This is a genomic window from Paracoccus suum (assembly GCF_003324675.1).
Classification (GTDB): Bacteria; Pseudomonadota; Alphaproteobacteria; order Rhodobacterales; family Rhodobacteraceae; genus Paracoccus; species Paracoccus suum.
Map to the genome: position 1 here is coordinate 2,628,168 of NZ_CP030918.1, position 24,264 is coordinate 2,652,431.

At 65.5% G+C, this 24,264-nt stretch carries 27 protein-coding genes and 1 tRNA gene; 17 read left to right on the forward strand and 11 right to left on the reverse strand.

Annotated features, from left to right (window positions below; translation table 11 throughout):
- The first annotated feature begins 35 nt into the window (after positions 1-35).
- From hemE to DRW48_RS12860, 6 genes are all read left to right on the forward strand, one after another.
- Positions 36-1,064 carry a uroporphyrinogen decarboxylase gene (gene hemE / locus DRW48_RS12835; protein ID WP_114076762.1) on the forward strand — a complete coding sequence of 343 codons (1,029 nt, stop codon included), beginning with the start codon at positions 36-38 and terminating at the stop codon, positions 1,062-1,064.
- A gap of 46 nt (positions 1,065-1,110) precedes the next feature.
- Complete coding sequence (locus DRW48_RS12840; protein WP_114076763.1) at positions 1,111-1,995, forward strand: ATPase; 885 nt, start codon at positions 1,111-1,113, stop codon at positions 1,993-1,995.
- A complete protein-coding gene (locus DRW48_RS12845) occupies positions 1,995-2,918 on the forward strand; it encodes a homoserine O-succinyltransferase (RefSeq protein ID WP_114076764.1) in 924 nt (307 codons plus the stop codon). The genes DRW48_RS12840 and DRW48_RS12845 overlap by 1 nt, the downstream gene beginning before the upstream one ends.
- A 63-nt stretch (positions 2,919-2,981) precedes the next feature.
- Positions 2,982-3,878 carry a polyphosphate kinase 2 gene (gene ppk2, locus DRW48_RS12850; RefSeq protein ID WP_114076765.1) on the forward strand — a complete coding sequence of 299 codons (897 nt, stop codon included), beginning with the start codon at positions 2,982-2,984 and terminating at the stop codon, positions 3,876-3,878.
- On the forward strand, positions 3,875-4,780 hold the full coding sequence (locus tag DRW48_RS12855) for a TPM domain-containing protein (RefSeq protein ID WP_241963273.1): 906 nt from the start codon (positions 3,875-3,877) through the stop codon (positions 4,778-4,780). Before ppk2 ends, DRW48_RS12855 begins: the two co-directional genes overlap by 4 nt.
- Positions 4,781-5,031: 251 nt before the next feature.
- Positions 5,032-6,108, forward strand: a complete 1,077-nt coding sequence (locus tag DRW48_RS12860) for an ABC transporter substrate-binding protein (protein ID WP_114076766.1) — start codon at positions 5,032-5,034, stop codon at positions 6,106-6,108.
- Positions 6,109-6,148: 40 nt separating this feature from the next.
- On the opposite strand, the gene DRW48_RS12865 is transcribed toward DRW48_RS12860, so the two are convergent.
- Entirely contained in the window at positions 6,149-6,793 is a 645-nt protein-coding gene (locus DRW48_RS12865; protein WP_114076767.1) for a histidine phosphotransferase family protein, read from the reverse strand.
- A gap of 39 nt (positions 6,794-6,832) precedes the next feature.
- Between DRW48_RS12865 and DRW48_RS12870 the strand changes: the two genes are divergently transcribed.
- Positions 6,833-7,006, forward strand: a complete 174-nt coding sequence (locus DRW48_RS12870; RefSeq protein WP_114076768.1) for a DUF3553 domain-containing protein — start codon at positions 6,833-6,835, stop codon at positions 7,004-7,006.
- A gap of 123 nt (positions 7,007-7,129) precedes the next feature.
- Here DRW48_RS12870 and DRW48_RS12875 read toward each other — a convergent pair whose 3' ends face one another.
- The gene (locus DRW48_RS12875) at positions 7,130-7,885 is read right to left on the reverse strand and encodes an NAD kinase (protein WP_114076769.1); all 756 of its coding nucleotides are present in this window, start codon (positions 7,883-7,885) and stop codon (positions 7,130-7,132) included.
- Between the two features lie 187 nt (positions 7,886-8,072).
- On the opposite strand from DRW48_RS12875, the gene glyA reads away from it, so the two are divergent.
- Positions 8,073-9,362, forward strand: a complete 1,290-nt coding sequence (gene glyA, locus DRW48_RS12880; protein WP_114076770.1) for a serine hydroxymethyltransferase — start codon at positions 8,073-8,075, stop codon at positions 9,360-9,362.
- The gene (locus DRW48_RS12885; protein WP_114076771.1) at positions 9,362-10,102 is read left to right on the forward strand and encodes a hypothetical protein; all 741 of its coding nucleotides are present in this window, start codon (positions 9,362-9,364) and stop codon (positions 10,100-10,102) included. Before glyA ends, DRW48_RS12885 begins: the two co-directional genes overlap by 1 nt.
- On the opposite strand, the gene DRW48_RS12890 is transcribed toward DRW48_RS12885, so the two are convergent.
- Entirely contained in the window at positions 10,099-10,482 is a 384-nt protein-coding gene (locus DRW48_RS12890) for a hypothetical protein (RefSeq protein ID WP_114076772.1), read from the reverse strand. The genes DRW48_RS12885 and DRW48_RS12890 overlap by 4 nt on opposite strands.
- 74 nt (positions 10,483-10,556) lie before the next feature.
- On the opposite strand from DRW48_RS12890, the gene DRW48_RS12895 reads away from it, so the two are divergent.
- Positions 10,557-11,327 (forward strand): alpha/beta fold hydrolase, encoded by a 771-nt coding sequence (locus DRW48_RS12895; protein WP_114076773.1) that lies wholly within the window; start codon positions 10,557-10,559, stop codon positions 11,325-11,327.
- A gap of 354 nt (positions 11,328-11,681) precedes the next feature.
- Here the strand turns inward: DRW48_RS12895 and DRW48_RS12900 are convergent, their stop codons facing one another.
- Genes DRW48_RS12900 through lepA form a run of 3 tightly spaced genes read right to left on the reverse strand, consistent with a single transcriptional unit; the run spans position 11,682 to position 14,839 of the window.
- On the reverse strand, positions 11,682-12,275 hold the full coding sequence (locus tag DRW48_RS12900) for a Swt1 family HEPN domain-containing protein (RefSeq protein ID WP_162784763.1): 594 nt from the start codon (positions 12,273-12,275) through the stop codon (positions 11,682-11,684).
- A complete protein-coding gene (locus DRW48_RS16005; RefSeq protein ID WP_162784764.1) occupies positions 12,272-13,036 on the reverse strand; it encodes a DUF5343 domain-containing protein in 765 nt (254 codons plus the stop codon). The genes DRW48_RS12900 and DRW48_RS16005 overlap by 4 nt, the downstream gene beginning before the upstream one ends.
- 3 nt (positions 13,037-13,039) lie before the next feature.
- Positions 13,040-14,839, reverse strand: coding sequence for a translation elongation factor 4 (gene lepA, locus DRW48_RS12905; RefSeq protein WP_114076775.1), 1,800 nt, complete (start codon positions 14,837-14,839; stop codon positions 13,040-13,042).
- A gap of 241 nt (positions 14,840-15,080) precedes the next feature.
- On the opposite strand from lepA, the gene DRW48_RS12910 reads away from it, so the two are divergent.
- Positions 15,081-15,386, forward strand: coding sequence for a hypothetical protein (locus tag DRW48_RS12910; RefSeq protein WP_114076776.1), 306 nt, complete (start codon positions 15,081-15,083; stop codon positions 15,384-15,386).
- Positions 15,387-15,448: 62 nt separating this feature from the next.
- On the opposite strand, the gene DRW48_RS12915 is transcribed toward DRW48_RS12910, so the two are convergent.
- Complete coding sequence (locus DRW48_RS12915; protein ID WP_114076777.1) at positions 15,449-15,715, reverse strand: DUF2171 domain-containing protein; 267 nt, start codon at positions 15,713-15,715, stop codon at positions 15,449-15,451.
- Between the two features lie 155 nt (positions 15,716-15,870).
- Between DRW48_RS12915 and DRW48_RS12920 the strand changes: the two genes are divergently transcribed.
- From DRW48_RS12920 to DRW48_RS12935, 4 genes are all read left to right on the forward strand, one after another.
- Positions 15,871-16,323: a GNAT family N-acetyltransferase gene (locus DRW48_RS12920; RefSeq protein ID WP_114077569.1), complete on the forward strand. Its 453-nt coding sequence runs from the start codon at positions 15,871-15,873 to the stop codon at positions 16,321-16,323.
- A gap of 337 nt (positions 16,324-16,660) precedes the next feature.
- Complete coding sequence (gene dksA, locus DRW48_RS12925) at positions 16,661-17,083, forward strand: RNA polymerase-binding protein DksA (RefSeq protein WP_114076778.1); 423 nt, start codon at positions 16,661-16,663, stop codon at positions 17,081-17,083.
- A gap of 61 nt (positions 17,084-17,144) precedes the next feature.
- Positions 17,145-17,711 (forward strand): DJ-1/PfpI family protein, encoded by a 567-nt coding sequence (locus DRW48_RS12930; protein ID WP_114076779.1) that lies wholly within the window; start codon positions 17,145-17,147, stop codon positions 17,709-17,711.
- Positions 17,665-18,834: an FAD-dependent oxidoreductase gene (locus DRW48_RS12935; RefSeq protein WP_114076780.1), complete on the forward strand. Its 1,170-nt coding sequence runs from the start codon at positions 17,665-17,667 to the stop codon at positions 18,832-18,834. Before DRW48_RS12930 ends, DRW48_RS12935 begins: the two co-directional genes overlap by 47 nt.
- 27 nt (positions 18,835-18,861) lie before the next feature.
- Here DRW48_RS12935 and glmM read toward each other — a convergent pair whose 3' ends face one another.
- From glmM to DRW48_RS12950, 3 genes are read right to left on the reverse strand one after another with little or no spacing between them, the layout of a single operon-like run.
- Entirely contained in the window at positions 18,862-20,205 is a 1,344-nt protein-coding gene (gene glmM / locus DRW48_RS12940; protein ID WP_114077570.1) for a phosphoglucosamine mutase, read from the reverse strand.
- 21 nt (positions 20,206-20,226) lie between these two features.
- Positions 20,227-21,207, reverse strand: coding sequence for a dihydropteroate synthase (gene folP, locus DRW48_RS12945; protein WP_114076781.1), 981 nt, complete (start codon positions 21,205-21,207; stop codon positions 20,227-20,229).
- Between the two features lie 42 nt (positions 21,208-21,249).
- Positions 21,250-22,167, reverse strand: a complete 918-nt coding sequence (locus tag DRW48_RS12950; RefSeq protein WP_114076782.1) for an SDR family oxidoreductase — start codon at positions 22,165-22,167, stop codon at positions 21,250-21,252.
- 103 nt (positions 22,168-22,270) lie between these two features.
- Between DRW48_RS12950 and DRW48_RS12955 the strand changes: the two genes are divergently transcribed.
- A tRNA-Ser gene (locus DRW48_RS12955) sits at positions 22,271-22,360 on the forward strand.
- 27 nt (positions 22,361-22,387) lie between these two features.
- On the opposite strand, the gene DRW48_RS12960 is transcribed toward DRW48_RS12955, so the two are convergent.
- Entirely contained in the window at positions 22,388-23,407 is a 1,020-nt protein-coding gene (locus DRW48_RS12960; protein WP_114076783.1) for a hypothetical protein, read from the reverse strand.
- 260 nt (positions 23,408-23,667) lie between these two features.
- Here DRW48_RS12960 and DRW48_RS12965 point away from each other — a divergent pair, with 260 nt between their 5' ends.
- Positions 23,668-24,216 carry a hypothetical protein gene (locus DRW48_RS12965; protein ID WP_162784765.1) on the forward strand — a complete coding sequence of 183 codons (549 nt, stop codon included), beginning with the start codon at positions 23,668-23,670 and terminating at the stop codon, positions 24,214-24,216.
- Positions 24,217-24,264 lie beyond the last annotated feature (48 nt).

The window sequence follows — 24,264 nt, forward strand, 5'->3', positions numbered from 1 at the left end:
CGGGTGCAAGCGTCAGCCGAAGCAGCGAGGACCCCATGACAAAGACGATCCTACGTGCCCTTCGCGGCGAACGCCAAGACGTGCCGCCGATCTGGATGATGCGCCAGGCTGGCCGCTATCTGCCGGAGTATCGCGCGACCCGCGCCGAGGCCGGGGACTTCCTGAAGCTGTGCTACAACCCCGAGCTGGCGGCCGAGGTCACGCTGCAGCCCATCCGCCGCTTTGGCTTTGATGCGGCAATCCTTTTTGCCGATATCCTGCTCGTGCCGCAGGCGCTGGGGCAGGATCTGTGGTTCGTCACCGGTGAGGGGCCGCGCCTGACGCCGCTGGCCGAGGCTGGCGGCCTTGCCGCGCTGCGCGGGGCGGACGACGTCCACGACACCCTCGCCCCCATCTACGAGACCGTGCGCATCCTGTCGCGCGAACTGCCGCCCGAGGTCACGCTGATCGGCTTTGCCGGCGCGCCCTGGACTGTCGCGACCTACATGGTCGCAGGCCGCGGCAGCAAGGACCAGGGCGCCGCCCACCGCATGATCGCAGAGGACCGCGCCGGCTTTGCTGCGCTGATCGGCCGCATCGAGCAAGCGACGATTGCCTATGTGTCGGCCCAGATCGAGGCCGGGGCCGAGGTCGTCAAACTGTTCGACAGCTGGGCCGGCAGCCTGAAAGGCACCGATTTCGACGATTTCGCCCTCGCCCCCACGGCGCGGATCATCGCCGCACTGAAGGCGCGCCATCCGCATGTGCCAGTCATCGCCTTTCCCCGCGAGGCGAAGGAGCGCTACATCGGCTTTGCCCGAGCTACCGGCGCCGATTGCCTGGCGCTCGACAATTCTGTCAGCGCCGATTGGGCCGCCGCCAACCTGCAGCCGGACGGATGCGTGCAGGGCAACCTCGCGCCGGGCCACATGGTCACGGGCGGCCCGGCCCTCGATGCCGAGACCCGGCGGATCGTGCAGGCCTTTTCGGGCGGCCCGCATGTCTTCAACCTCGGGCACGGGATAACGCCGGATGCGGACCCGGCAAATGTCGCCCGCATGATAGAGGTGGTGCGCGGCGGCTGACGCCTGCAGGCGAGGCTCCAGCGAAATTTGGGTCGAGGCGGTGGAAATGATCTACGCAAGCGGCGCGGCATGGCGCGAGGCGCCCGAAAAGCGGATCATGCTGTTTGGCATGTCCGGCCTTGGCAAGACGCATCTGGCGGCGATGCTCCGCCGGACGGGTGACTGGTATCACTACAGTGTCGATTACCGCATCGGCACCCGCTATCTGGGCGAGGAGATCGCAGACGAGTTCAAGCGCGAAGCCATGCGGCTGCCGCGCCTGCGCGAGTTGCTGCTGTCCGATTCCCTGCGGGTCGAGAGCAACATCACCTTCGACAATCTGGCACCGCTGTCCTGCTGGCTCGGCAAGCCGGGTGGTCCTGACATGGGCGGGTTGCCGATCGACGAATACCGGCGGCGGCAGGACCTGCACCGCGCCGCCGAAGTCGCGGCCAGTCTCGATGCCGGTCATTTCATCCGCCGCGCGCGCGACCTTTATGGCTATCCGAACTTTGTCTGCGACACCTCCGGCTCGATCTGCGAGGTAATCGACGCTGCGGACCCGGGCGACCCGGTCCTGAACGCGCTCGCCGGAATGATGCTGCCAGTCTGGATCGAGGGCTCGCCCGAACATACATCCGCGCTGATCGAACGTTTCAACCGCGCCCCGAAGCCGATGTACTACCGCCCCGAATTCCTGACCGAGGCTTGGCAAGCCTACGGCCTGGCCCATCCCGGCCCGGTCGATCCCGACGCCTTCATCCGCTGGACCTATGCCCGCGCCCTCGCCGCCCGCCAGCCGCGCTATGCCGCCATGGCCCGCCGCGGCGTCAGCGTCACCGCCGCCGAGGTGGGCGCGCTGACCGGCCCGGACGATTTCAACGACCTGATCGCACTTGCGATCGACCGTACCGCCGCCGCACGCGGCACGCACCAAACCGAGGTTTCCTGATGCCGATTACCCTGCCCGAGGATCTGCCCGCCTATGACATCCTGCGCAGCGAAGGCGTCATGGTCATGTCCCCGGGCCGCGCCGCGACGCAGGATATCCGGCCGCTGCGCATCGGGCTGCTGAACCTGATGCCGAAAAAGATCCAGACCGAGAACCAGTTTGCCCGGTTGATCGGCGCGACGCCGCTGCAGATCGATTTCCACCTGATCCGCATGTCCGACCACGCCAGCCGCAACACTGCCGCCGATCATATGGAAGCATTCTATCGCCCTTTTTCGGACGTCGAGGCCTCGGGCGAGCGGTTCGACGGGCTGATAATCACCGGCGCCCCCATCGAGCACCTGCCGTTCGAAGAGGTCACCTACTGGGACGAGATGCGCCGCGTCTTTGACTGGGCGCAGAGCCATGTGCATTCGACATTCGGCGTCTGCTGGGGCGGCATGGCGATGGCCTACCACCTGCACGGCATCGAAAAGCGCGCGCTGGATGCCAAGGCCTTCGGCTGCTTCCGCCACGGCAACCTCGCGCCGGCCTCTCCCTATCTGCGCGGCTTCTCGGATGATGTTCTGGTGCCGGTCAGCCGCTGGACCGAGGTGCGCCAGGCCGACACCGAGGCTGCGGGGCTGGTGACGCTGCTCGCCTCGGACGAGGTCGGACCGTGCCTGGTCGAGGACCCGGCACGGCGCACCCTCTATATCTTCAACCACCTCGAATACGACAGCGATACCCTGAAGCAGGAATACGACCGCGACGTCGCCACGGGCGCCGCGATCAACGTGCCGGCGAATTATTTTCCCGATGACGACCCGGCCCGGGCGCCCAGCAACCGCTGGCGCAGCCACGCGCATCTGCTTTACGGCAACTGGCTGAACGAGATCTATCAGACGACGCCGTTTGATTTGGGTGAGATCGGGCGCAACTGAGGGCTGCCTTGCAGGTGGACGTGCGGGCGGGAATAGTGCCCACATCTCAGCTTGCGAGGCGACATGGCCAAGACCTCTGCCCCTGTTTCCAAGGATGTCCCGCTGGTCGGGCAGATCACGCGGTATCTGCGCGATGGCGCGCCCGCCAAGATCCGGCGCGCGATCAAGGAGGCGGACAAGGACGACATCCTCGACACGTCTTATCCCTATCGCGAAGAGATCAAAAAGTCGGACTACGAGGCGCGGATGGAGGCGCTGCAGATCGAGCTGGTCAAGATGCTGCGCGATCTGATCGACACCGGCAAACGTCTGGTCGTCCTGTTCGAGGGTCGCGACGCCGCCGGCAAGGGTGGTACCATCGAAGTGATGCGCGAGAACCTGAACCCGCGCAGCGCTTATATCGTCGCCCTGCCAAAGCCGACCGAGCGCGAAGCGGGCCAGTGGTATTTCCAGCGCTACACCGACTGGTTGCCCGCCGCGGGCGAAATCGCGCTGTTTGATCGCAGTTGGTACAATCGCGGCGTTGTGGAAAAGGTGTTCGGCTTTTCGACCGAGGAGCAGCGGCAGCTGTTCTTTCGCCAGCTTCCCGATTTCGAGCGCCTGCTGGTCGAGGACGGCGTGATCCTGGTCAAGCTGTGGCTGGACGTGGGCCAAGCCGAGCAGCTGAAGCGGTTCCTCGACCGCGAGGGGGATCCGCTGAAGCAATGGAAACTCAGCTGGATCGACGTCGAGGGGTTGGCCAAATGGGACGATTACAGCAATGCCATCCGCGAGACGCTGGACATGTCGCATACGCCGGCTGCGCCTTGGACGGTCATCCGCTCGGACGACAAGCGCCGCGCCCGCATCGCGGCGATCCAAACGGTGCTGGGCGCAATCGACTATGCCGGCAAAGACAAGGACGCCATCGGCTCGATTGATCCCCGCATCGTCGGCGGGCCAGCGACCTTGACGACATGATCGCGCTGCTGCGGTGGCTGGCCCTTGCTTGCCTGATGGCCGCGCCGCCGGGTGCCCAGGCGGCCCAACCGTTGCCGGCCTACGCCCACACCTCGGTCAATGATTTTGCCGGCGTGCTGAGCCCACAGGATACGCGGACCATAGACGAGGCCCTGATCGCGCTGCACCGGGATACCGGGGTGCAGGGCACCGTGGTCACGCTGGAGGACCGCAGCCGCTACGGGGATGCCAGCCTCGACGCGTTCGCGAAGCGCCTCTTCAACGCCTGGGGCGTCGGCGCAGCGGATCGCAACGACGGCTTCATGGTGCTGCTGATCCCCGCGGCGCGGGAGGCGCGGATCGAGTTGGGGGCCGCCTACGGGCGGGATCGCGACATTCGCGCGGGCGCTATCATGGAGCGGGTGATGCTGCCCTCGCTGCGCGACGGGCAGATGTCGCAGGGACTGCGCGACGGCACGCTTGCCGTGATCAACTCGATTGCCCGGCCCTTGGCGACGGGCACGGCGCCACCGCCCCACAAGCTGGGCCGTCCATGGTTCGAAAGTTTGCTGCCGCTGGCGGTGTTCGGCGTGTTCGGGGTCACCGGCCTTGGCATGGTGCGCAGCCTGTTGCGCCGTCGGCGCGGGGCGCGGTGCCAGCAATGCGGTGCAAAAACCACTGAACGGATCGAGCCCGCGCCCGGCAACCTGCCCGGCGGCATAGCCACAGCGGGCAATATCTTGCTGCGCAGCTGCCCGGCGTGCGGCTGGACCGCGCGTGAAACGGTCACCACGCCTGTCATGCTGCCTGCGGGCCGCTGGGGACGTAATGAGCGCGGCTTTCGCGGCTTTCGTGGCGGTGGCGGCGGCGGCGGATTCGGCGGCGGCCGCTCGGGCGGCGGTGGCGCCTCGGGGCGGTGGTAGCGCATTGATAAGAACAGTGTGGTTGTGCAGAAAATTCACTTCTGCGACCCCGCATTTATGCCCGCAAAGTTTAGAGCAGGGCGGCCAATCCACAGAGCCTTGTGACCGGCTCCGGTGACGGCTCCTGTGACAGCCGCCGACAGGCCCGCACCACCGCTCGGCCGGACTCCTCCCCAAGACTACGGCGCTTGCGTGCCGCTCGGCCGCAACCTAGCATTTGCCCAGATCTCCGCATGGAAAGGCCGTAGCGCATGAGTTTTCCCCGCCTTGTAATCCCGACGGGCCTTGCGCTCCGCGGCCTTGTCGCCTTCGCGCTGGGCAGTGTGGCCATGCCGGCCTTTGCTGCCGACCCCGAGCTGACGGTGTTTGATTGGGCCGGCTTCGAGGAGCCCTCGATCTTTCAGGGGTATATCGACAAGAACGGGCAGAGCCCGACCTTTGCCTTTTACGGGGATGACGACGAGGCCTATCAAAAGCTCGCCTCGGGCTTCAAGGCGGACGTCGCCCACCCCTGCAGCCAGATGGTCTCGAAATACCGCGACGCCGGCCTGATCGAGCCTTGGGACACGTCAAAGATCCCGGCCTTCGCGACGCTCGACCCCAAGTTTCTGAACTCGCCCGTGTTCAAGGACGACAAGGGCGTGTGGTACATTCCAACCGACTGGGGCGCGACCGCCATCGCCTACAACACGGAAAAGGTCCCGGCCGAGGATGTGGCCAGCCTGAACGTGTTCATCGACCCGAAATACGAAGGCCGGACCTCGCTGCCCGACAGCGCAGATGACGTGTGGGCCCTGGCCTACCTCGCGACGGGCGTCACCAACTGGGACAACATCACCGACGAGCAGTTCACCGCGGCGGCCGACTGGCTGCGCAAGGCGCATGCCAATGTCAGCAGCTACTGGGCCGACCCGGCCGAGATGGCGCAGCTTATGGCCTCCGGCGCGGTCGATGTCGCCTGGTCCTGGAACGACGGGCCGACCTACCTGAAAAAGGACAACTTTCCGGTCGGCTTCAAGCGCGACACCAAGGAAGGCTGGTCCAGCTTCTTCTGCGGCTTCGTCAACCTGAAGGACGGCCCCGGCAAAGAAGAAAAGGCCTATGACTTCATCAACGCCTGGTTGGCACCTTCAGCCGGCGTGGCGCTGCTGGATACCATTGGCTATGGCCATACCTCAAGCGAGGCGATGAAGCAGATCACCGAGGAACAGAAGGTCGAGGCCGGCATCAACGCCATCGACGCCCCGGTGCTGGATCAGACGCCGAACCAGCCAGAGATGCGTGAGCGTCAACTGGCGGAGTTTGAAAAGATCAAGTCCGGCTTCTGAGGACGCGGGGGCGCGCGCTGCGCCCCTGCCCGACCGGCGTCTAGAACGCGATCTCGGCGCCGGTCTCGTCAACCTCCCAACGGGGCTGACGCCCTTGGGCTGCAGCTTCAGCGGCGAACACCGGGAAATGGACCTCGGCGGGAGTCGTGTTCTGACGGCGCAAGCACGGCTCACCGCCGATCCAGGCCCAGAGCGCCGGGTCAGGCTTGGTACGGGTCGCCTCGGCCACCAACCGCCAGCCGGGAACGGCCCGGCAAACAAGCACCCGGCCGCCCCAAGGCAGCGCCGTCTCGAGGCAATTCAGCGCCAGCAGTAGCAGCTTGACCTCGGCCCGGGTCTGATCGCCCTGCGAGTCGAGGTCGATCCGCAGCCGCCCCCCTGCAGCCATGTCCCGCAGCAGCGATTCCAGCTCGGATTTGCTGAGGCGCTGCTCGCCCGAGGCAGGGCCAAAGGCGATGCGGAAGCACGAGATCCGGGCCCGCGCCGCAGACACGCTCTCGCCGATCAGGGTCAGTTCGGGGGGCGGCTCGGTTCCCGGCGCGGCGGTCAACTGCATCAGTTCGACGCCGTTGCCGATTGCCCCCAGCGGCGAGATCAGATCATGGCAAAGCCGCGCCGCGACAAGCGCGGCAAGACCGCCGGCTTGAGGCTGTTCATCCTCGGCCGGTGTTGCTGCGTCGCTCATGCCACCCTAGCCTCCGCTGGGATTGCATGGGAGGCTCTGATGCTGGAAATCCTCGAGCCGGGAATGCTGGTGCGCCACCCAGGTGCGCCCGAATGGGGCGTGGGACAGGTCCAGTCTCGCATCGGCGACAAGGTCACGGTCAATTTCGCGGAGGCGGGAAAACGCGTGATCGACGGACGGCATGTCACTTTGCTCATTATTTTACCTGAGTGAATCGCGCGGGTTGTGGCGACGGATTTATCGTGAGGACACGATTTTCCGCCGTCAACCTTGGGGCGTATTAATCAGGTTTATACCCGCGGGATGCGAACCAAATGGTGTATTGCTGCGCGTGCCTCAGACAAACTGCTCGCGCATCAGCCGCTCGTCCAATCCGTGACCGGGATCGAACAGTAATCGGTGGCTGACCTCGCGATCGGAAGTCACCTCCACCCACAGCACCTGCTCGACCCCGCGCGAATCGGCGTCCGCCATGACCGGGCGCTTGTCCGGCTCGAGGATGTCGAACCTGAGCCGGGCGGTATCGGGCAGGATCGCTCCATGCCAGCGGCGCGGGCGAAAGGCGGCAATCGCGGTCAGCGCGAGCACGTCCGATTCCAGCGGCAGGATCGGTCCATGGGCGGAGTAGTTGTAGGCGGTCGAGCCGGCGGGCGTGGAGAGCAGTGCGCCATCGCACACCAGTTCCTCCATGCGCACGCGGCCGTTGACGCTGATCTGAAGGCGCGCCGCCTGGGGACCCGCCCGCAATAGGGCGACCTCGTTGATGGCAACCGCGTTGTGCTGGCGCCCGTCGATCGTCTCGGCCGTCATGGACAGCGGGTGAATGACCGTCGCCTCTGCCACTGCCAGCCGCTCGGGCAGGGCGTCGGCCACATAGTCGTTCATCAGGAAACCGACGGTGCCCCGGTTCATGCCATAGACCGGCAGTCCGTGGCGGGCATGCAGCGTCGCCAGCATCAAGCCGTCGCCCCCGAGGGCGACGATCACCTTTGCCTTGTCCACCGGGGTCTGGCCGTAGCGCGCGATCAGATCGGCCCGGGCAAGCGCGGCGGTCGCGGTGGTGCTGGCGACGAAATGGATGGCATCGGTCATGCAAGGTTGATGGCCGTCCCTGCTGGACTTGGCAAGGCGGCTGGCGGAAACGTCGGCCCGGGGGCGCATGTCGCCCCTGCCCCGCAGCGCGCCGCAAACTGGCGCGCCGACCGCCCGGGAAAACCGCCTCTTTGCCCAGCGCGCGTGACCCGCTAAGAACCGAGCAACCTAGGCCGAGGAGACCACGATGTCCGATACCACCACCGCGTTCTTCACCCAGAGCATGACCGAACGCGACCCCGACATCGCCAAGGCCATCGGCCAGGAACTTGGCCGGCAGCGCGAGGAGATCGAGCTGATCGCCTCCGAGAACATCGTCAGCCGCGCCGTCCTTGAAGCGCAGGGCAGCGTGCTGACCAACAAATATGCCGAAGGCTACCCCGGCAAACGCTATTACGGCGGCTGCCAGTATGTCGACATCGTGGAGGAACTGGCCATCGAGCGCGCCAAGCAACTGTTCGGCGCCGCCTATGCCAACGTTCAGCCGAACAGCGGCAGCCAGATGAACCAGGCGGTGTTCCTGGCCCTGCTGCAGCCCGGTGATCGGTTCATGGGCCTCGACCTCAACAGCGGGGGCCACCTGACCCATGGCAGCCCCGTGAACATGTCCGGCAAGTGGTTCGACGTGGTCAGCTATGGCGTACGCCAGCAGGACCAGATGATCGACATGGACGAGGTTCGCCGCAAGGCGCGCGAGACAAGCCCCAAGCTGATCCTGGCCGGCGGGACCGCCTACAGCCGCGTCTGGGACTGGGCCGCTTTCCGCGAGATCGCGGACGAGGTCGGCGCCTACCTGATGGTCGACATGGCCCATATCGCGGGCCTCGTCGCTGGCGGCGTCCACCCCTCGCCCGTGCCCCACGCCCATGTCGCGACCACGACCACGCATAAATCCCTGCGCGGCCCGCGTGGCGGCATGATCCTGTGCAACGACGAAGCCATCGCCAAGAAGATCAACAGCGCCGTGTTCCCCGGCCTGCAGGGCGGCCCGCTGATGCATGTCATCGCCGCCAAGGCCATCGCCTTCAAGGAGGCGCTGGATCCCTCGTTCAAGGATTACGCCGCGCAGGTCGTCAAGAACGCGCAGGCCATGGCCGACGAGTTGATGAAGGGCGGCATCGACATCGTCTCGGGCGGGACCGACAACCACCTCTGCCTCGCCGACCTGCGGCCCAAGGGCGTGACCGGAAAGGCGACCGAGGCGGCGCTGGGCCGCGCCCATATCACCGCCAACAAGAACGGCGTGCCTTTCGACCCGGAAAAGCCCTTCGTCACCAGCGGTGTGCGCCTCGGCGCGCCGGCGGGCACCACGCGCGGCTTTCGCGAGGAGGAGTTCCGCCAGATCGCCCGCTGGATCGTCGCCGTGGTCGATGGCCTTGCCGCCAATGGCGAGGAGGGCAATGCCGAGGTTGAGGAGCGGGTGCGCGCCGAAGTGGCCGATCTGTGCGGGCGCTTCCCCCTCTACGCCGGCCTCTGATGCCTGGCGGGCGCGCGCTGGCTGACACGGCCGGCGCCGCCCCGGTCCGATGGCCGGTCAACCTGCTGCATATCGGCAAGACCGGCGGAACCCAGCTGGCGCAGCTGGGCCTGGAGGTGAACGAGCGGCTGGGCGCCCTGGCGTTCCTCGAGCATCGCCATCCCGTCCGGCTGCGCGATCTACCGCGGCGTGGCAGCTATGCCTTCAGCATCCGCCAACCCGAGGCCCGGTTCCGGTCGGGCTTTTACAGCCGCAAACGTTGCGGGCAGCCGCGATTCTACACGCCCTGGCACCCGGGCGAGGTGCGTGCCTTTGCCGCCTTCCCGGAGGCGAATGACCTGGCCGAGGCGCTGTTCGATCCCGGCATTCGCGGCGTCGAGGCGCGCGGAGCGATCAATTCGATCAACCACACCGCGGTCCAGCAGGTCGACTGGTTCACCCCCAGCGGCTATTTCCTGCAGCAACGCCCGCCGGTCGGCATCGTGCGAACCGAGCATTTCGATGACGACTGGGCCCGGCTCGCCGCAAACCTTGGTTTTGCCGAAATCGCGCCCCGGCCTTTCGACGATCCCGTGCTGGCACATCGCAACGACTATGCGGGCACGCCGCCGCTGAGCGCGCGTGCGGTGGAAAACCTGCGGCAATGGTATGCGCGCGACGTCGCCTTCTACGCCGACTGCTGCGCCTGGATGGAGGCCGCGCCGCCCCCGCTCGTCTGGAAAGGCCCGCCCGCGGTCTAGATCGCGCCGCGCCGGACCATCATCCAGATGACCGCCGCGGCGATCAGCATCAGCCCCAGCACGGCCGCTGCCAGCGGCCCGCCGATGCGGTCGCGCCAACGGCTGAGCGCGCCGAGCGGGCGCAGGTGCTGGGTCAGCGCCAGATGGGCCCGCTGCGCCGCGCGCAGGTCAAGCTGGCGCGCGATGCGCGGCTGATGGCTCAGGCGGTCCGCCTCGGCCAGCAGCACGGCCTCGCGCCGCAGCCGCCGCGGCAGCGCCCCGCCCCGGCGTTGCAGCATGGTCGCAAGGTCCGGCACCGGCCCACGCCGCGCGCCGCCAAAGCGACTCGCCATCAGCGCGGCCACCTCGCCCGCCCATTGCTGCACCTGCTCTGCCTGCATCCCGGCCTCTTTCTGTCCTCGCGGCGCAGCATAGCAGCGTGGCAACCCGGCACCAGACCGGCTAGCGTGCCGGCATGAAGCTGAACACCATCATCACGGGCGAGCCCGGCGCCCTGCCCCCGGTCATCCTCGCGCACGGCCTGCTGGGCAGCGCGCGCAACCTCGGCGGTCTCGCCCGGCGCCTTGCGGGCCGGCGCGTGATTCAGGTCGATATGCGCAACCACGGCGACAGTGGCTGGTCGGACGATCACAGCTATGCCGCCCTCGCCGGCGACCTGGCCGAAGTGATCGCGGCCGAGGGCGGGATCGCCGACGTGGTCGGCCACTCGATGGGGGGCAAGGCGGCGATGGCCCTGGCGCTGCTGCACCCGCAGATGGTGCGCCGACTCGTCGTGCTGGACATCGCGCCCCTCGCCTACGCCCACAGCCAGACGCCGCTGATCGACGCGATGGCTGCGACCGACCTGACCAGCATCACCCGCCGTAGCGAGGCCGATGCGCGCCTGGCCGAACGGGTCGAGGACGCAGGCACCCGCGCCTTTGTGCTGCAATCGCTGGAACTGCGCCCGGGCGAGCCGGCGCGCTGGAAGATGAACCTCGCGGCGCTGCGGGCGGAAATGGCAGAACTGGTCGGCTGGCCGGAGGGGCTGGCGGAGGGCGCGTTCGACGGCCCGGTTCTAGCGATTGCCGGGGCCGAGAGCGATTACATCAGCCGCGAAGGCGAGGCCGCGCTGCGCCGCTATTTCCCGCAGATTGAGGTGCAACGTATCGCCGGCGCAGGGCACTGGGTTCATGCGGATGCTGCGCAGGCCGTGGGCGATGCGGTCGCGACGTTTATCGGCTAAGCGCAGCCGGGATTTGACGGTTCTGCTCGCGCGGGCCACGGGGTCGCCTTCGGGCGGCCCTTTTTCGTGCTCGTTTGGGGGTGATGAAAACACTTGCGGGCCGCCGAAACTTTGGCGGAGGCGTCCGTGTCTTGGGGGGTGCGTCCTTTCGGCGCATGACGACCTAGGCATTTTGCCAAGCCAGCGAGGGGGTCGGACGGCTAGGCGGAGGGCCAGCCCCCCGCCCCCGCCTGACCCGCGAGCCAGGTGAGAAAGGGTGTTTGGATCGCCGCAGCGTTGTTGCGGGTATTTGAGCAGGTCAGCGCCCCCCGGGAGTGATCCTGGGGGGCGTTTTTAGTATGGAGCAGCTGACGCCTAGCCGATCATTGTATACCAATCCCTGATAGTCAGTTTAAGTCGCACCGCTTCTTCAGGTACGATATAACCACTATGGGCTATCGGTCCCCGCGCAACATTAAGCCGTTTTATCACTTTTTCAAACCGAGGAATGCTGCAGTTTGAGAACAGTCCGCGGAAATCGTCCCAGTTGGCTTTGATGATCTCGCCCAGCTCCCCGAAGGTTGTATAATCAATCCTTCGAACCGAGCGAGCTTCCAGCCCCTCACTGTCCTCGTTTTCCTTGTTCTTCTTGACGTTATCACGAACGGCTTGAGGCACCTTATCACCCCACCAGTTAGGCCCATGAAGTTCCTCCATGGTATTCGCGATTAACTCCCTGATATCATTCTCAAGAGAATAGAACATCCGGTAGAACTCGCCCATCCGATGGGCGTCAGATCTGATCCTCTTATCAATTTGATCCAAGTGCCGGTCAATGAGTGCGTCAGTATAAAGCTCGAGATCAGTCCGGCCGGTGGAAGCATTACTTGAAGGCAGAGCCAATCGTAAATCGCGGTACGTAAGCGCGCCTTTTAGGCAAAATAATTCTACCCTCTCTGAACTCATCATTCTAAGAGATTTCTTTTGAGGCTTCGGAATATCGCGTCGAAGGTACGTTCATCCTGGCTCTCAGGAAGCACAATGTTGAATTGGTATGACAACCCGAACGTCGCCGCGGCGGGGCCTGGATCCGACTTCGGTGGAAGCGGCGGGACCTTTTCCACCTCGTCGTCCCTTCTGGCTTGATTCCCGTCCGAAATAAAGTTGGCCGGTATGTATGCTTTTATATTGTTAAAAGTGTTAATTATGTGTCGAAGTACCGGATCTTTTTTGGTCAAACCGGTGATTTCTACTACGATGTCTTGAAGCTGGACGTCGGTTGCCTTATGTGCGACTTCATTCTTCCTAAAAATCTCAGGAAATGCATTTTTTAATCCACCTAGCGCTGCCGCAGCACGCCCGGTCTCGGTCTTAAATTTTGAGTAAAGGTCCGTTGGCGAGCCATCGCTGTTAAGAAAGCCCATCTTTTTGAGTATGGGCGGCACAGAGCGGGCGCCCCCTCCCGACAATCCGAATACTGTCTCCATGTAGACGTTGCTCAGGCGGTTGGGGCGTTCGGCGGCAATTACCGCGTCGAGGACACCCTTAATCAGACCCGGAGAAGCGGTGTAAGGAAGATTCCCCTTAATCTCCCTAGCAGCCTGCTTCTCGGAAGCGACGGTCGTTTTCGCAGCCTCGCTCTCAGCTTCTTGGACCGCCCCTCCAGCGGTGCCCGGTTCGCCTTCTTGTTCCCCTTCCCCCTCTCCAGTACCCGTGACCGGCTCTTTCATCCCTCACCCATCCATCTTCAACGCCGAAATAAACGCCGACTGCGGAATCTCCACCTTCCCGAACTGGCGCATCTTCTTCTTACCCGCCTTCTGCTTTTCCAGGAGCTTTTTCTTTCTCGTGGCGTCCCCGCCGTAACACTTGGCCGTCACGTCCTTGCGCATCGCAGACAGGGTCTCGCGCGCGATTACCCGCCCGCCGATGGCCGCCTGGATCGGGATCTTGAACATGTGCCGGGGGATCAGGTCCTTCAGCTTTTCGACCATCGCCCGGCCGCGGGCGTCGGCGCGGTCGCGGTGGACCATGATCGACAGCGCGTCCACCGGCTCGTCATTCACCAGGATCGACATCTTCACGAGGTTGTCCTCGCGGTATTCGCTGATCTGGTAGTCGAACGAGGCATAACCCTTGGTCACCGATTTCAGCCGGTCGTAGAAATCGAACACGACCTCGGCCAGCGGCAGGTCATAGACCACCATCGCCCGGCTGCCGGCATAGGTCAGGTCCAGCTGGATGCCGCGGCGGTCCTGGCACAGCTTCAGCACGTCGCCCAGGTAGTCGTCGGGCACCATGATCGTGGCCTTGATCCGCGGCTCGTCGATATGGTCGATCTGCATCGGGTCGGGCATGTCGGCGGGGTTGTGCAACTCGCGCACCTCGCCATCCTTCATGTGCAGGCGGAACACCACCGACGGCGCGGTGGTGATCAGGTCGAGGTCATATTCCCGCTCGAGCCGGTCGCGGATCACCTCGAGGTGCAGCAGCCCCAGGAAGCCGCAGCGAAAGCCAAAGCCGAGGGCGGCCGATGTCTCCATCTCGGAGCTGAAGCTGGCGTCGTTCAGGGCCAGCTTCTCGATCGCCTCGCGCAGCGCGTCGAAGTCGTTGGCGTCAACCGGAAAGAGGCCGCAGAACACGACGGGCTGCGCGGGTTTGAAGCCGGGCAGCGGGGCGTCGGTGCCCTTGCGCTCATGCGTGATGGTATCGCCGACGCGGGTGTCGCGGACCTGCTTGATCGAGGCGGTAAAGACGCCCATCTCGCCGGGGGCGAGTTCGGCGATGTCCTTCATGGCCGGGGTCAGCACCGCCAGCTTGTCGATGCCGTAGACCGCGCCGGTCTGCATCATGCGCACCCGGTCGCCCTTGCGGATCACGCCATCCATGACGCGGATCATGACGACAACGCCGAGGTAGGCATCGTACCAGCTGTCGACCAGCATTGCCTTCAGCGGCGCGTCCCGCTCGCCCTTGGGGGCCGGCAGGCGGGTGACGATCGCCTCCAGCACGTCGGGAATGCCGAGGCCGGTCTTTGCGCTGATCGGGATCGCGTCGCTGGCGTCGATGCCAATGACATCCTCGATCTGTTCCTTGACGCGATCGGGCTCTGCCGCGGGCAGGTCGATCTTGTTCAGCACCGGCACGATCTCGTGCCCGGCGTCGATGGCCTGGTAGACATTAGCGAGGGTCTGCGCCTCGACCCCCTGGGTCGCGTCGACCACCAGCAGAGATCCCTCGACCGCGCGCATGCTGCGGCTGACCTCATAGGCAAAGTCGACGTGGCCGGGGGTGTCGATCAGGTTCAGGATATAGGTCTGCCCGTCGCGCGCCGGATAGGTGATGCGCACGGTGTTGGCCTTGATGGTGATACCGCGCTCGCGCTCGATATCCATACTGTCCAGCATCTGCTCTTTCATGTCGCGGTCGGCGACAGTCCCGGTCGACTGGATCAGCCGGTCGGCGAGCGTGGATTTGCCGTGGTCGATATGGGCCACGATCGAGAAATTGCGGATCAGCGAGATGTCGGTCATGGCCGGGCTATAGTGCAGCGCCGGGCGTGCGGGAAGGGGGCGCGTGCAGCCGCGCGGGGCGATTCGCGCTGTATTTCGGCGGCTCTCGCCGGGCGTGCTGCAAGATGCGGTGGTTGGTCGGGCGGGTGGCCACAGCCTGCGGTGCCGGGCATCGCGGAATTGAGTGGGCCGCGGCGCTTGTGCTATCCTCGTCCGGATAAGCAAAACAGACGCCTTCACGGCGCAACGAGGAGACAGGACAATGCTTAACCGCGCTCTGCTGGGGGCCGCCGTGCTGGCCCTGACCGCGCCCTTCGCCATGGCCGGCCCGATCGACAGTGCCTGCGCAAGATCCGCCCGTGCCAGCGGCAACGGTTCGGTATGCAACTGCATCCAGCAGGTTGCCGACCAGACCCTCTCGCCCAGCGATCAGAGACGCGCTGCGGCGTTCTTTCGTGACCCGGATCAAGCGCAGTCGGTGCGCATGTCAAAGACCGGCACCGACAACGCCTTCTGGGCCCGCTACAAGAACTTTGCGACTACTGCCGAGGCGTATTGCGCCCGCTGAGGGCGCGGACGCCAGGATAAGACTTGGCGGGCGCCTAGGTCGCGCCCTGCCGATCCCGGCGCTTAGACGCCTTCAACGGGCGAGCCGTCCTTTTCCTGCATCAGGATCTTGGCCTCGGAGGCATTGGCCGAGAGCCAGACCTTGCCGTTGTCGACCGATCCGACATCGGCCAGCGGAACGTAGTGATGATGGTCGCTGACGACCCCGTGCTTCTCATCGTTCTTCGTCAGCTTCAGCCGGTTGCCGTCCATGTGATCCACAATGCCGACATGCACGCCATCGGCGCCGACCACTTCCATATGTTCCTTGATCTCGCTGGCATCGATCATGATCGCTCCTCCAGTATTTCTGTGCGCCGCTCGGCGCGGGTGTCAGTGCAACGCCGACGGCCCCCGCGCGGTTCATGCGCTGAGGCGTCGCACCCCTCTGGCGCACTCGCGGATTCCGGGTCAGGATGCCCCATCGCAAGGCGCAGGTGACCCCGATGAGCGTGACGATCCGGCCCGTGGAAGCCGCCGACAAGGCGGAATGGCAGCGCCTCTTCGAGGGCTATCAACTTTACTACGAGCGGCCGGATCTGCCCCAAGAGTTTTACGATACGGCCTTCGCCCGACTGATGGCGCGCGATCCGCGCGATTTCGCCGGGCTGGTCGCGGTCGGTGATGAAGGGCACCTGCTCGGGCTGACCCACTACGTCTTTCACCCGCATATGTGGCGCCCTGAAGGCGTATGTTATCTGCAGGACCTGTTCACAAAGCCCGAGGCGCGCGGCCAGGGCGTGGCCCGCGCGCTGATCGAGGCTGTCTATGCCGCCGCGGACAATGCGGGCGTGCCATCGGTCTATTGGCTGACGCAGGAATTCAACTACGCAGGCCGGATGCTCTACGACAAGGTCGCCACCCGAACACCGTTCATTCGCTACAACCGTGCGTTGTAATTTCGCGATTCGCCGGGCTTTGAGCGAAATTATCACCGGACAGGGCGGGAAAAATTTTCCGTGTCGCCCGGCAGACGAGCCAGCGAGAGTCGGCAAGGTTCCTTCGCCTTGAGCACGAGGACTTTCTCTTGGATTCCACCGCCTTGACCTGAGCTGACGCGCCCCGCTCCTCCGATCCGGCATCGGTGAGCACCCTCCCCCGGCGGCCTCCCCTGCCCCGACGTCCGGCAAACGCGGCCTCACCGCGGTGCGAGGGGCGTGACAAGACCGATCTTCTCCATTATGGCGACGCGCGGGAGGCCGGGAGACCTTATCCCCCGGCCGCGTGGGAGCCACGATGAAGCCGCAGACTTTCCTTCCAGAAGACTATCGCCCCGCCGAGGACGAGCCCTTCATGAACGAGCAGCAGCTGGAATATTTCCGGCGCAAGCTGAAGGCGTGGAAGCAGGAGCTTCAGGCGCAATCGGCAGAAACGCTCGAAGGGCTGCAGGACAGCGCCCGCAACGTCCCCGACATCGCTGACCGCGCCAGCGAGGAAACCGACCGCGCGTTGGAGTTGCGGACCCGGGACCGGCAGCGCAAGCTGGTGAGCAAGATCGACGCAGCACTACGTCGGATCGATGCGGGCGAGTTCGGCTATTGCGAGCGCACGGGCGAGCCGATCAGCCTAAAGCGCCTGGACGCCCGGCCGATCGCGACCATGACCCTCGAGGCGCAGGAGCGTCACGAGCGCCGCGAGCGCGTGCACCGCGACGAGTGAAGCCGGTCCCGCGACGGGTCAGCCGCCGCCACGGAAACGCTACCAGCAAAGGGGTGCTGCCATGGCCGATCTGAAGCCCGTGCTGGTCGTGCTGCCGCAGGGCTTTGCCGACTGGGAAACGCCGATGATTTCGGCAGCCGGCAGCGACTTCTACGGGCTGCGCGTGAGCCATGCGACACCCGGCGGCGGCCGCGTGACGTCGATTGGCGGGCTGACGGTCGACCTGCCCGACTTTGCCCCCGAAGGCGATGAGGTGATCGTACTCTGCGGCAGCGATATCTGGGCCAGACCAGAGGCGCCGCAGATCGAGGCAACGCTGCAGGACGCGGCGAGTCGCGGCCAGACCATCGCTGCGATCTGCGGCGGAACGCTGGCCCTAGCGCGCGCCGGGCTTGTCGATGCGCGGGCACATACCTCGAACAGCGCAGATTTCATCGAGCGGGCACAGGGTTACAAAGGCGCGGCGCATTACCGCGATGTGCCGCATGCTGTCGCTGATGGCGGCGTTATCACGGCGCCTGGAACTGCGCCCATCAGCTTTGCGGCCGAAGTTCTCACCGCCGCTGGCGTGTCCGCCGAGGATGTGGACCAGTTCCGCACAATGCTCGGGGCGGAACATCGCGCCTGAATCTGCCCTGACTGGCCGCCGCGTCACCATCATCGGCGCGGGCATCGCTGGACTGAGTGCTGCGCTAGCCCTCGCCCGGGCCGGTGCCGACGTCACGGTGCACGAACGCGCCGGCGCACTGCGCGAGGTGGGTGCCGGGATACAGATCTCACCCAACGCAGGCCGTGCGCTTGATGCGCTTGGCCTCTCCGCCGGGCTCGACCGTATCTCGCATCCGTCCGAGGCAGTGGTGTTGCGCGAAAGCGGAGGGCGCCAGGTCGCGCGACTGAACTTTGCCCGGCACCGGCCGGAAGCGATCTTTCGCTTCGTCCACCGGGCCCGGCTGGTCGAGCTGCTTGAATCCGCCGCCCGCGCCGCCGGCGCCGCCATCCACCTCGGCAGTCCGCTGACCGAGCCCCCGGCAGATGCCGAACTGGTCGTCGGTGCGGATGGCCTGCATTCGGCGCAGCGCGCGGCCATGAACGGCCCTGAGGTGCCGTTTTTTACCGGCCAGACCGCGTGGCGGGCGCTAATCGCGACAGAGGCAGAGCCCTCGCCGGTAGCGCAGGTCTTCATGGGTCCTGGCCGGCATCTGGTCAGCTACCCGCTGGGCAAAGGCCTGCGCAACATCGTCGCCGTCTTGGAGACGCCGGAGTGGACCGCCGAAGGTTGGTCGCAGCCCGGGGACCCGGACGATCTGCGCGCAGCCTTCCGGGATTTCGGCGGCCCTGTGCCCGAATGGCTTGCGCGGGTGGACGCGTGCGGACACTGGGGTCTTTTCCGGCACCCGCTGGCCGACCGCTGGCAGGACGGGCGGCGCGTGCTGATTGGCGATGCCGCGCATCCCACCCTGCCATTCCTCGCCCAGGGTGCCTGCATGGCCATCGAGGATGCGTTTCGGCTGACCCACTATCTGGGCGCCGCCAGGGATCAGGCAGCTGCCTTCGCCCGTTTCGAGGCTGAGCGTCGTCCCCGCGTCGCGCGCATCGTCGCCGCTGCGGACGCCAATGCGCGCAACTATCATCTGAACGGGCTGCAGCGATTGGCGGGGCATACGGCGCTGCGGCTTGGCTCAAGATTTGTGCCGAGAATGGTCTTTGACCGCTTTGCCTGGGTCTATGACTACGACCCCGCCCGCGGCTGAAGCAGCTGCCTCCGCCGAACTGCGTGCTCAGGCCGCGTGCTCGACCGCCGCCACGATACCGTCCACCACCTCGTGCAGCACGGTCTCGTCTTCGGCTTCGGCCATCACGCGGATCAGCGGCTCGGTACCCGATTTACGGATCAGCACGCGGCCGCTGCCGTTCAGCCGGCCCTCGGCATCGGCGATGACGCGCTGCACGCCCGCCGTGCCCAGCGGGTCGGCCCCGGCGGCATAGCGCACGTTCTTGAGCAATTGCGGCACCGGGGCGAATTGTTCGGCGAGGCGGCTCGCGCGCTCGCCCGTCTCGGCCATGGCCGCCAGCACCTGCAGCGCCGCGATCAGCCCGTCGCCGGTGGTGGCGTAGTCGGTCATGACGATGTGGCCCGATTGTTCGCCGCCGAGGTTGAAGCCCCCTGCCCGCATCCGTTCGACGACATAGCGATCGCCCACCGCCGTCCGTTCCAGCCGGAGGCCGCGTCCCTCCATGAACCGCTCTAGCCCGAGGTTCGACATGACCGTCGCGACCAGGGCGCCACCCTTCAGCCGGCCCTGCGCGGCCCAACGGCCGGCCAGCAGCGCCATGATCTGGTCGCCATCGGCGACGCGGCCGGTTTCGTCGACGATCATCACCCGGTCGGCATCGCCATCGAGGCTGATGCCCAGATCGGCGCCATGCTTCTTGACCGCTGCCTGCGCCGCCGCGACATGGGTGGATCCCACGCCAGCGTTGATGTTCAGCCCATCCGGCTTGACGCCCAGCGGAATGACCTCGGCCCCCAGTTCCCACAGCACATCCGGCGCGGCCTTGTAGGCAGCGCCATGGGCGCAATCGATCACCACCTTCAGCCCGTCCAGTCGCTGGCCGGCCGGAAAGGTCGTCTTGGCATATTCGACATAGCGGCCGCGGCCGTCGTCGATGCGTTTGACGCGGCCGATGTTCTCGGGCTGGGCCAGCGTGATGTCACCGCCGACCAGGGCCTCGATCTCGGCCTCGGCCTCGTCGCTCAGCTTGAAGCCTTCGGGGCCAAAGAACTTGATGCCGTTGTCGTCGGCCGGATTGTGACTGGCCGAGATCATGATTCCCACATCGGCGCGCATCGAGCGCGTCAGGAACCCGACCGCCGGTGTGGGCACCGGCCCCAGCAGCAGCACATTCATGCCGGTGCTGGTCAGGCCCGCGGTCAGCGCCGTCTCGATCATGTAGCAGGACAGGCGCGTGTCCTTGCCGATCACGACGCGGTGCCCATTCTTGCCATCTCGGCGGAAATAGCGCCCTGCGGCAGCCCCGAGGCGCAGCGCCATCTCGGCCGTCATCGGGTGGCTGTTGGCCCGGCCGCGCACGCCGTCGGTGCCGAAAAGTGATCTGGCCATCTGCGCCTCGTTCGTCATTTGTTATCGCGCCACTGCCGACCAGAGCCTGATGCCCTGAACGGCGTCGGCGACATTATGTACACGGTGAATCTGCACCCCTTGGCCCAGCGCCGCAAGCGTCAGCGCGAGCGTGCCGGGATCGCGACCCGCGCCCGGCGCCCCGCCGCCGATGGTGCCGACGAATTTCTTGCGCGAGACACCCAGCATCAGGGCGCAACCGAGACCGTGGAACAGCGCGATGCCACGCAGCAGCGCGATGTTGTGGTCCTGCGACTTGCCAAAGCCGATGCCGGGATCAACCGCGATGCGGGCGCGAGGGATACCAGCCGCCTCGGCCGCCGCGACGCGCGCCTCCAACACCTCGTAGACGTCCAGCAGCACGTCATCGTAATGCGGATCATCCTGCATCGTCTCGGGCGTGCCCTGGGCGTGCATGAGGACCAGATCGGCCGTGCTGGCGGCGATGACGCCGGCCATCGCCGGATCGAAGGACAGGGCCGAGACATCGTTGATAATCCCTGCCCCAGCATCCAGCGCCATCCGCGCCACAGGCGCCTTGCGCGTGTCGACCGAGAGCGGCGCCAGACCGGCGAGGGCGCCGAGCACCGGACCGATGCGCGCGGCCTCGACCGCGGCCGGCACTTGGGTCGCGCCGGGCCGGGTCGATTCCCCGCCGATATCAAGAATCGCGGCCCCTGCCGCAACGAGCTCGCGGCCATGGCGCACAGCGGTGTCGGGATCGAACCACTGCCCGCCATCGGAAAAACTGTCCGGGGTGACGTTGATGATACCCATCACCTGCGGCGCGCCCAGGTCCAGCCCGGCAAAGCTGCGTCGCCCGGTGAAGGCCGCCAGTACTTCCGGCGGTGCTGCCTCAGCCGCGATCCGGTGCGGGGAGCGGCTGCGCGAGAGCACCTCGAATGCGGCAAAGCGCAAGGGACCCCCGGCGAGCGGCGGCCCCTCGTCAGCAACGATCGGGCGATAGAACTGGCGTTCGTCCAAGCAACCTCGCGCCCCCGGCGCCCCCGGGCCGCGGAGGCTGCGTCACAAACCGCGGCCGCCCACGGCGCCATAATATTCGCCGGTGATGTAGCTTGCTTCGTCCGAGGCGAGCAAGACGTAGATCGGCGCGATCTCGACCGGCATCCCCGGCCGCCCGAGTGGCGTGTCGGCGCCATGCTCCATGTATTTTTCGCGCGGCTGACCGCCCGAAGTCTGCAGCACCGTCCAGAACGGCCCCGGACAGACCGCGTTCACCCGGATCCCTTTGGGCGCGAGTTGCTTGGCGAGCGATTGCGCAAAGGCGCGGTTGGCAGCCTTGGTCTGCGCATAGTCGAAGAGCGTCTCGGACGGCGAGAACCCCTGCACCGACGACGTGATTATGATCGATGCGCCGGATTTCAGATGCTTCAGCGCAGCCTTGGTGATCCAGAAGGGCGCGTAGCAGTTGGTCTTGAAGGTGGCGTCGAAATCCTCGGTGCTCAGATCCTCGATGCTGTCGCACCATTGTTGGCGGCCGGCATTGTTGACCAGAATCTCCAGCCCGCCGAGGCCGGCCACCGCATCAGCGACCAGCTTGTTGCAGGCCTCCTCCTCGCGGATGTCCGCCGGCAGGGCGACCGCCTTGCGGCCCTCGGCTTCGATCAGGGTGATGATCTTGCGCGCGTCCTCTTCCTCGGCCGGCAGGTAACTGATCGCGACGTCCGCACCCTCGCGGGCAAAGGCAATCGCGACCGCGGCGCCGATGCCGCTGTCGCCGCCGGTGATCAGCGCGCGCTTGCCCGTGAGGCGGCCGGTCCCGCGATAGCTGGTCTCGCCCAGGTCGGGGCGCGGCTCCATCTTTGCATCGAGGCCGGGCCAAGGCTGGTCCTGCTCGGGAAAAGGCGGCGCTGGCAGGTCCGGTTCGGTGATCACGCCGCTGCGATGCGGGGTTCGGACGGGGTCGCTCGTGTCGTCGGCCATGACGCGCTCCTGCGGTGGGGACGGGCAAGGGGAACGGACCTCGCCGCGCGAGGTTCCACCCCCCTTGCCGCGCGCCCCCGCGATCGGCTAGGCCATCGCCGTCGGGGGCGTGGCAGAGCGGTTGATTGCACCGGTCTTGAAAACCGACGTGGGGGAAACTCCACCGTGGGTTCGAATCCCACCGCCCCCGCCACCGTTACCAAGGCGTTCTTGGACCGGACTAGGCTTCGACGAGGTGCCGGCACAGGTTCTCGATCGCCTTGTGTCGAACTTTCGGCACACGCGCGTTCAGCACGTCTTCCGCAAGCTCAGACTCGCGCATCTGCAGGAGGTTCAGCGCCAAGCTAAGGGTTTTGACATTGGCGATGTCCTCAAGAGATCGGGCGCAGTATTGCCGTGCCAAGGGTGGCCGGCCCGCGCGTTTTGCGAGCATCGCCATCAGGTACAGGCTCTTCCAGTCCGGCAGGCCGTTAGCCTTCTCTCGCTGGGCAGCGAGAGCAAGGGCCTTCGCCGGGTCGGTGTCCTTCCACCGCCGCCACACAAGATTGTAAAAGTAGTTGGACGTAGGCACCTTCGTTGACTGGCGCACCAGCCTGCGGGCGGCACCGAGGTCAACCTGAGGCGCCAGCAACCCTTCAAGGAAGGTAGACAGCAGCCCGGCGGTCTTGAGTTGTTGAAGGGCACCATGGCCGGCCAGAGGGGCCTTGATCGCGACCGTGCCCGGAACTTGCAATGCCCGCTTCGCCTGCGCGGCGTCCAAGGTGTCCAGCGGGTCAAATATTACCAGCTTCTCTATGCCTTCGCTGATGGAGTGCGGATCGTCTCTCGAGAGTAGGGCAACCTTCTCGGCTTCTGCTGGCCACCGCGTCTCTGTCGGCATCACCGAACGATCGATCGAGTACTGCGGCGCCACAGCGATGGCGCGCTCTGCCCCAAAAAAGCCGGCCAGACGAAGCGCAGCATGCCCCCCCATGCTGGAGCCATACGTGATCACCCGATTGTAGCCGTGGTTCTCGTAGCCGATCTTGCGACGAAGCATCTCGAACTCTCTGGTATGGTACCACTCATTCCGGCGGGCCCGGATCGCAAGGTACGAGATGCCGCGCGAGGCGAGAAAACTTGTCGCGAAGGGCCGCGAGGGTGGTCGTTTGGCGAAATTCGAGAACGTAACAATCAGCTGATCGCCACCAAGAGGCCGGTACTCGCCAAGGAGGTCTTCCCCTTCGAATTCAGTTGCCATGGTATTCTAGCTTTCGTCAAACAATGGTAGGCGAACCCATCTAGCTGCGTGGCTGTCCCCTTGTCCACTCAACTTATGAGGGTGTAGACCGCGCGCTCGTACCCTCTTGGCCTTCTGGAGCCCGCCCAATGGTTATGATCAGCTACCCCCACAAATTCGTGTTTTTAAAGACACATAAGACTGGGGGTACCTCCTTTGAGATGCTGCTCGAGCCGTGGTGCACTCCACCCGGCCACGTTGTAAGAGAGCGGGTACCAGAGATGGTGACGGACTATGGGATCGTGGGCGCTCGTCTTAACCGCGGCCCCCAAAAACCCTACTGGCGAAACCACGCCTCAGCCAAACAGGTCGTCGCTCACCTGGGAGAGGCCTTCTGGGACGAGTACAAGCGGATCATCTCCGTCCGCAATCCCTACCGGCGCGCGATTTCGCAGTTTTACTGGCAAACGACATGGAAGAAATTGACCCTTCCCGACAGCGTGGACGAGCAGCGGGTTATGTTCTCGGACTTCGTGCTGAGCGACAGTTTCAAATCGGACTACTACATCACCCATGCCGATGGCCGTTATGTGGCCACGCACATGTTCCGCTTGGAACACAGGGACGAAGATATAATCAAGGTCGGCGAAGCTTTAGGCATCCCCTTGCGACCGGAAGACTTACCGAAAACCAAGGAAAACTCAGACCGCAAGCCGGACGCAGATTTCCGGACCTTCTTTTCAAAGAAGGAAGAGGATGCGGTGCGCGACAAGCAAGGGTGGGTCTTCGAGCACTGCGGCTACGACGAGTCTTCCGCCGCGGCCTTCTGAAGACCTGTTATCCGCGACCTTCGTGGCGCTGCCGGATCCCGGCGGAGC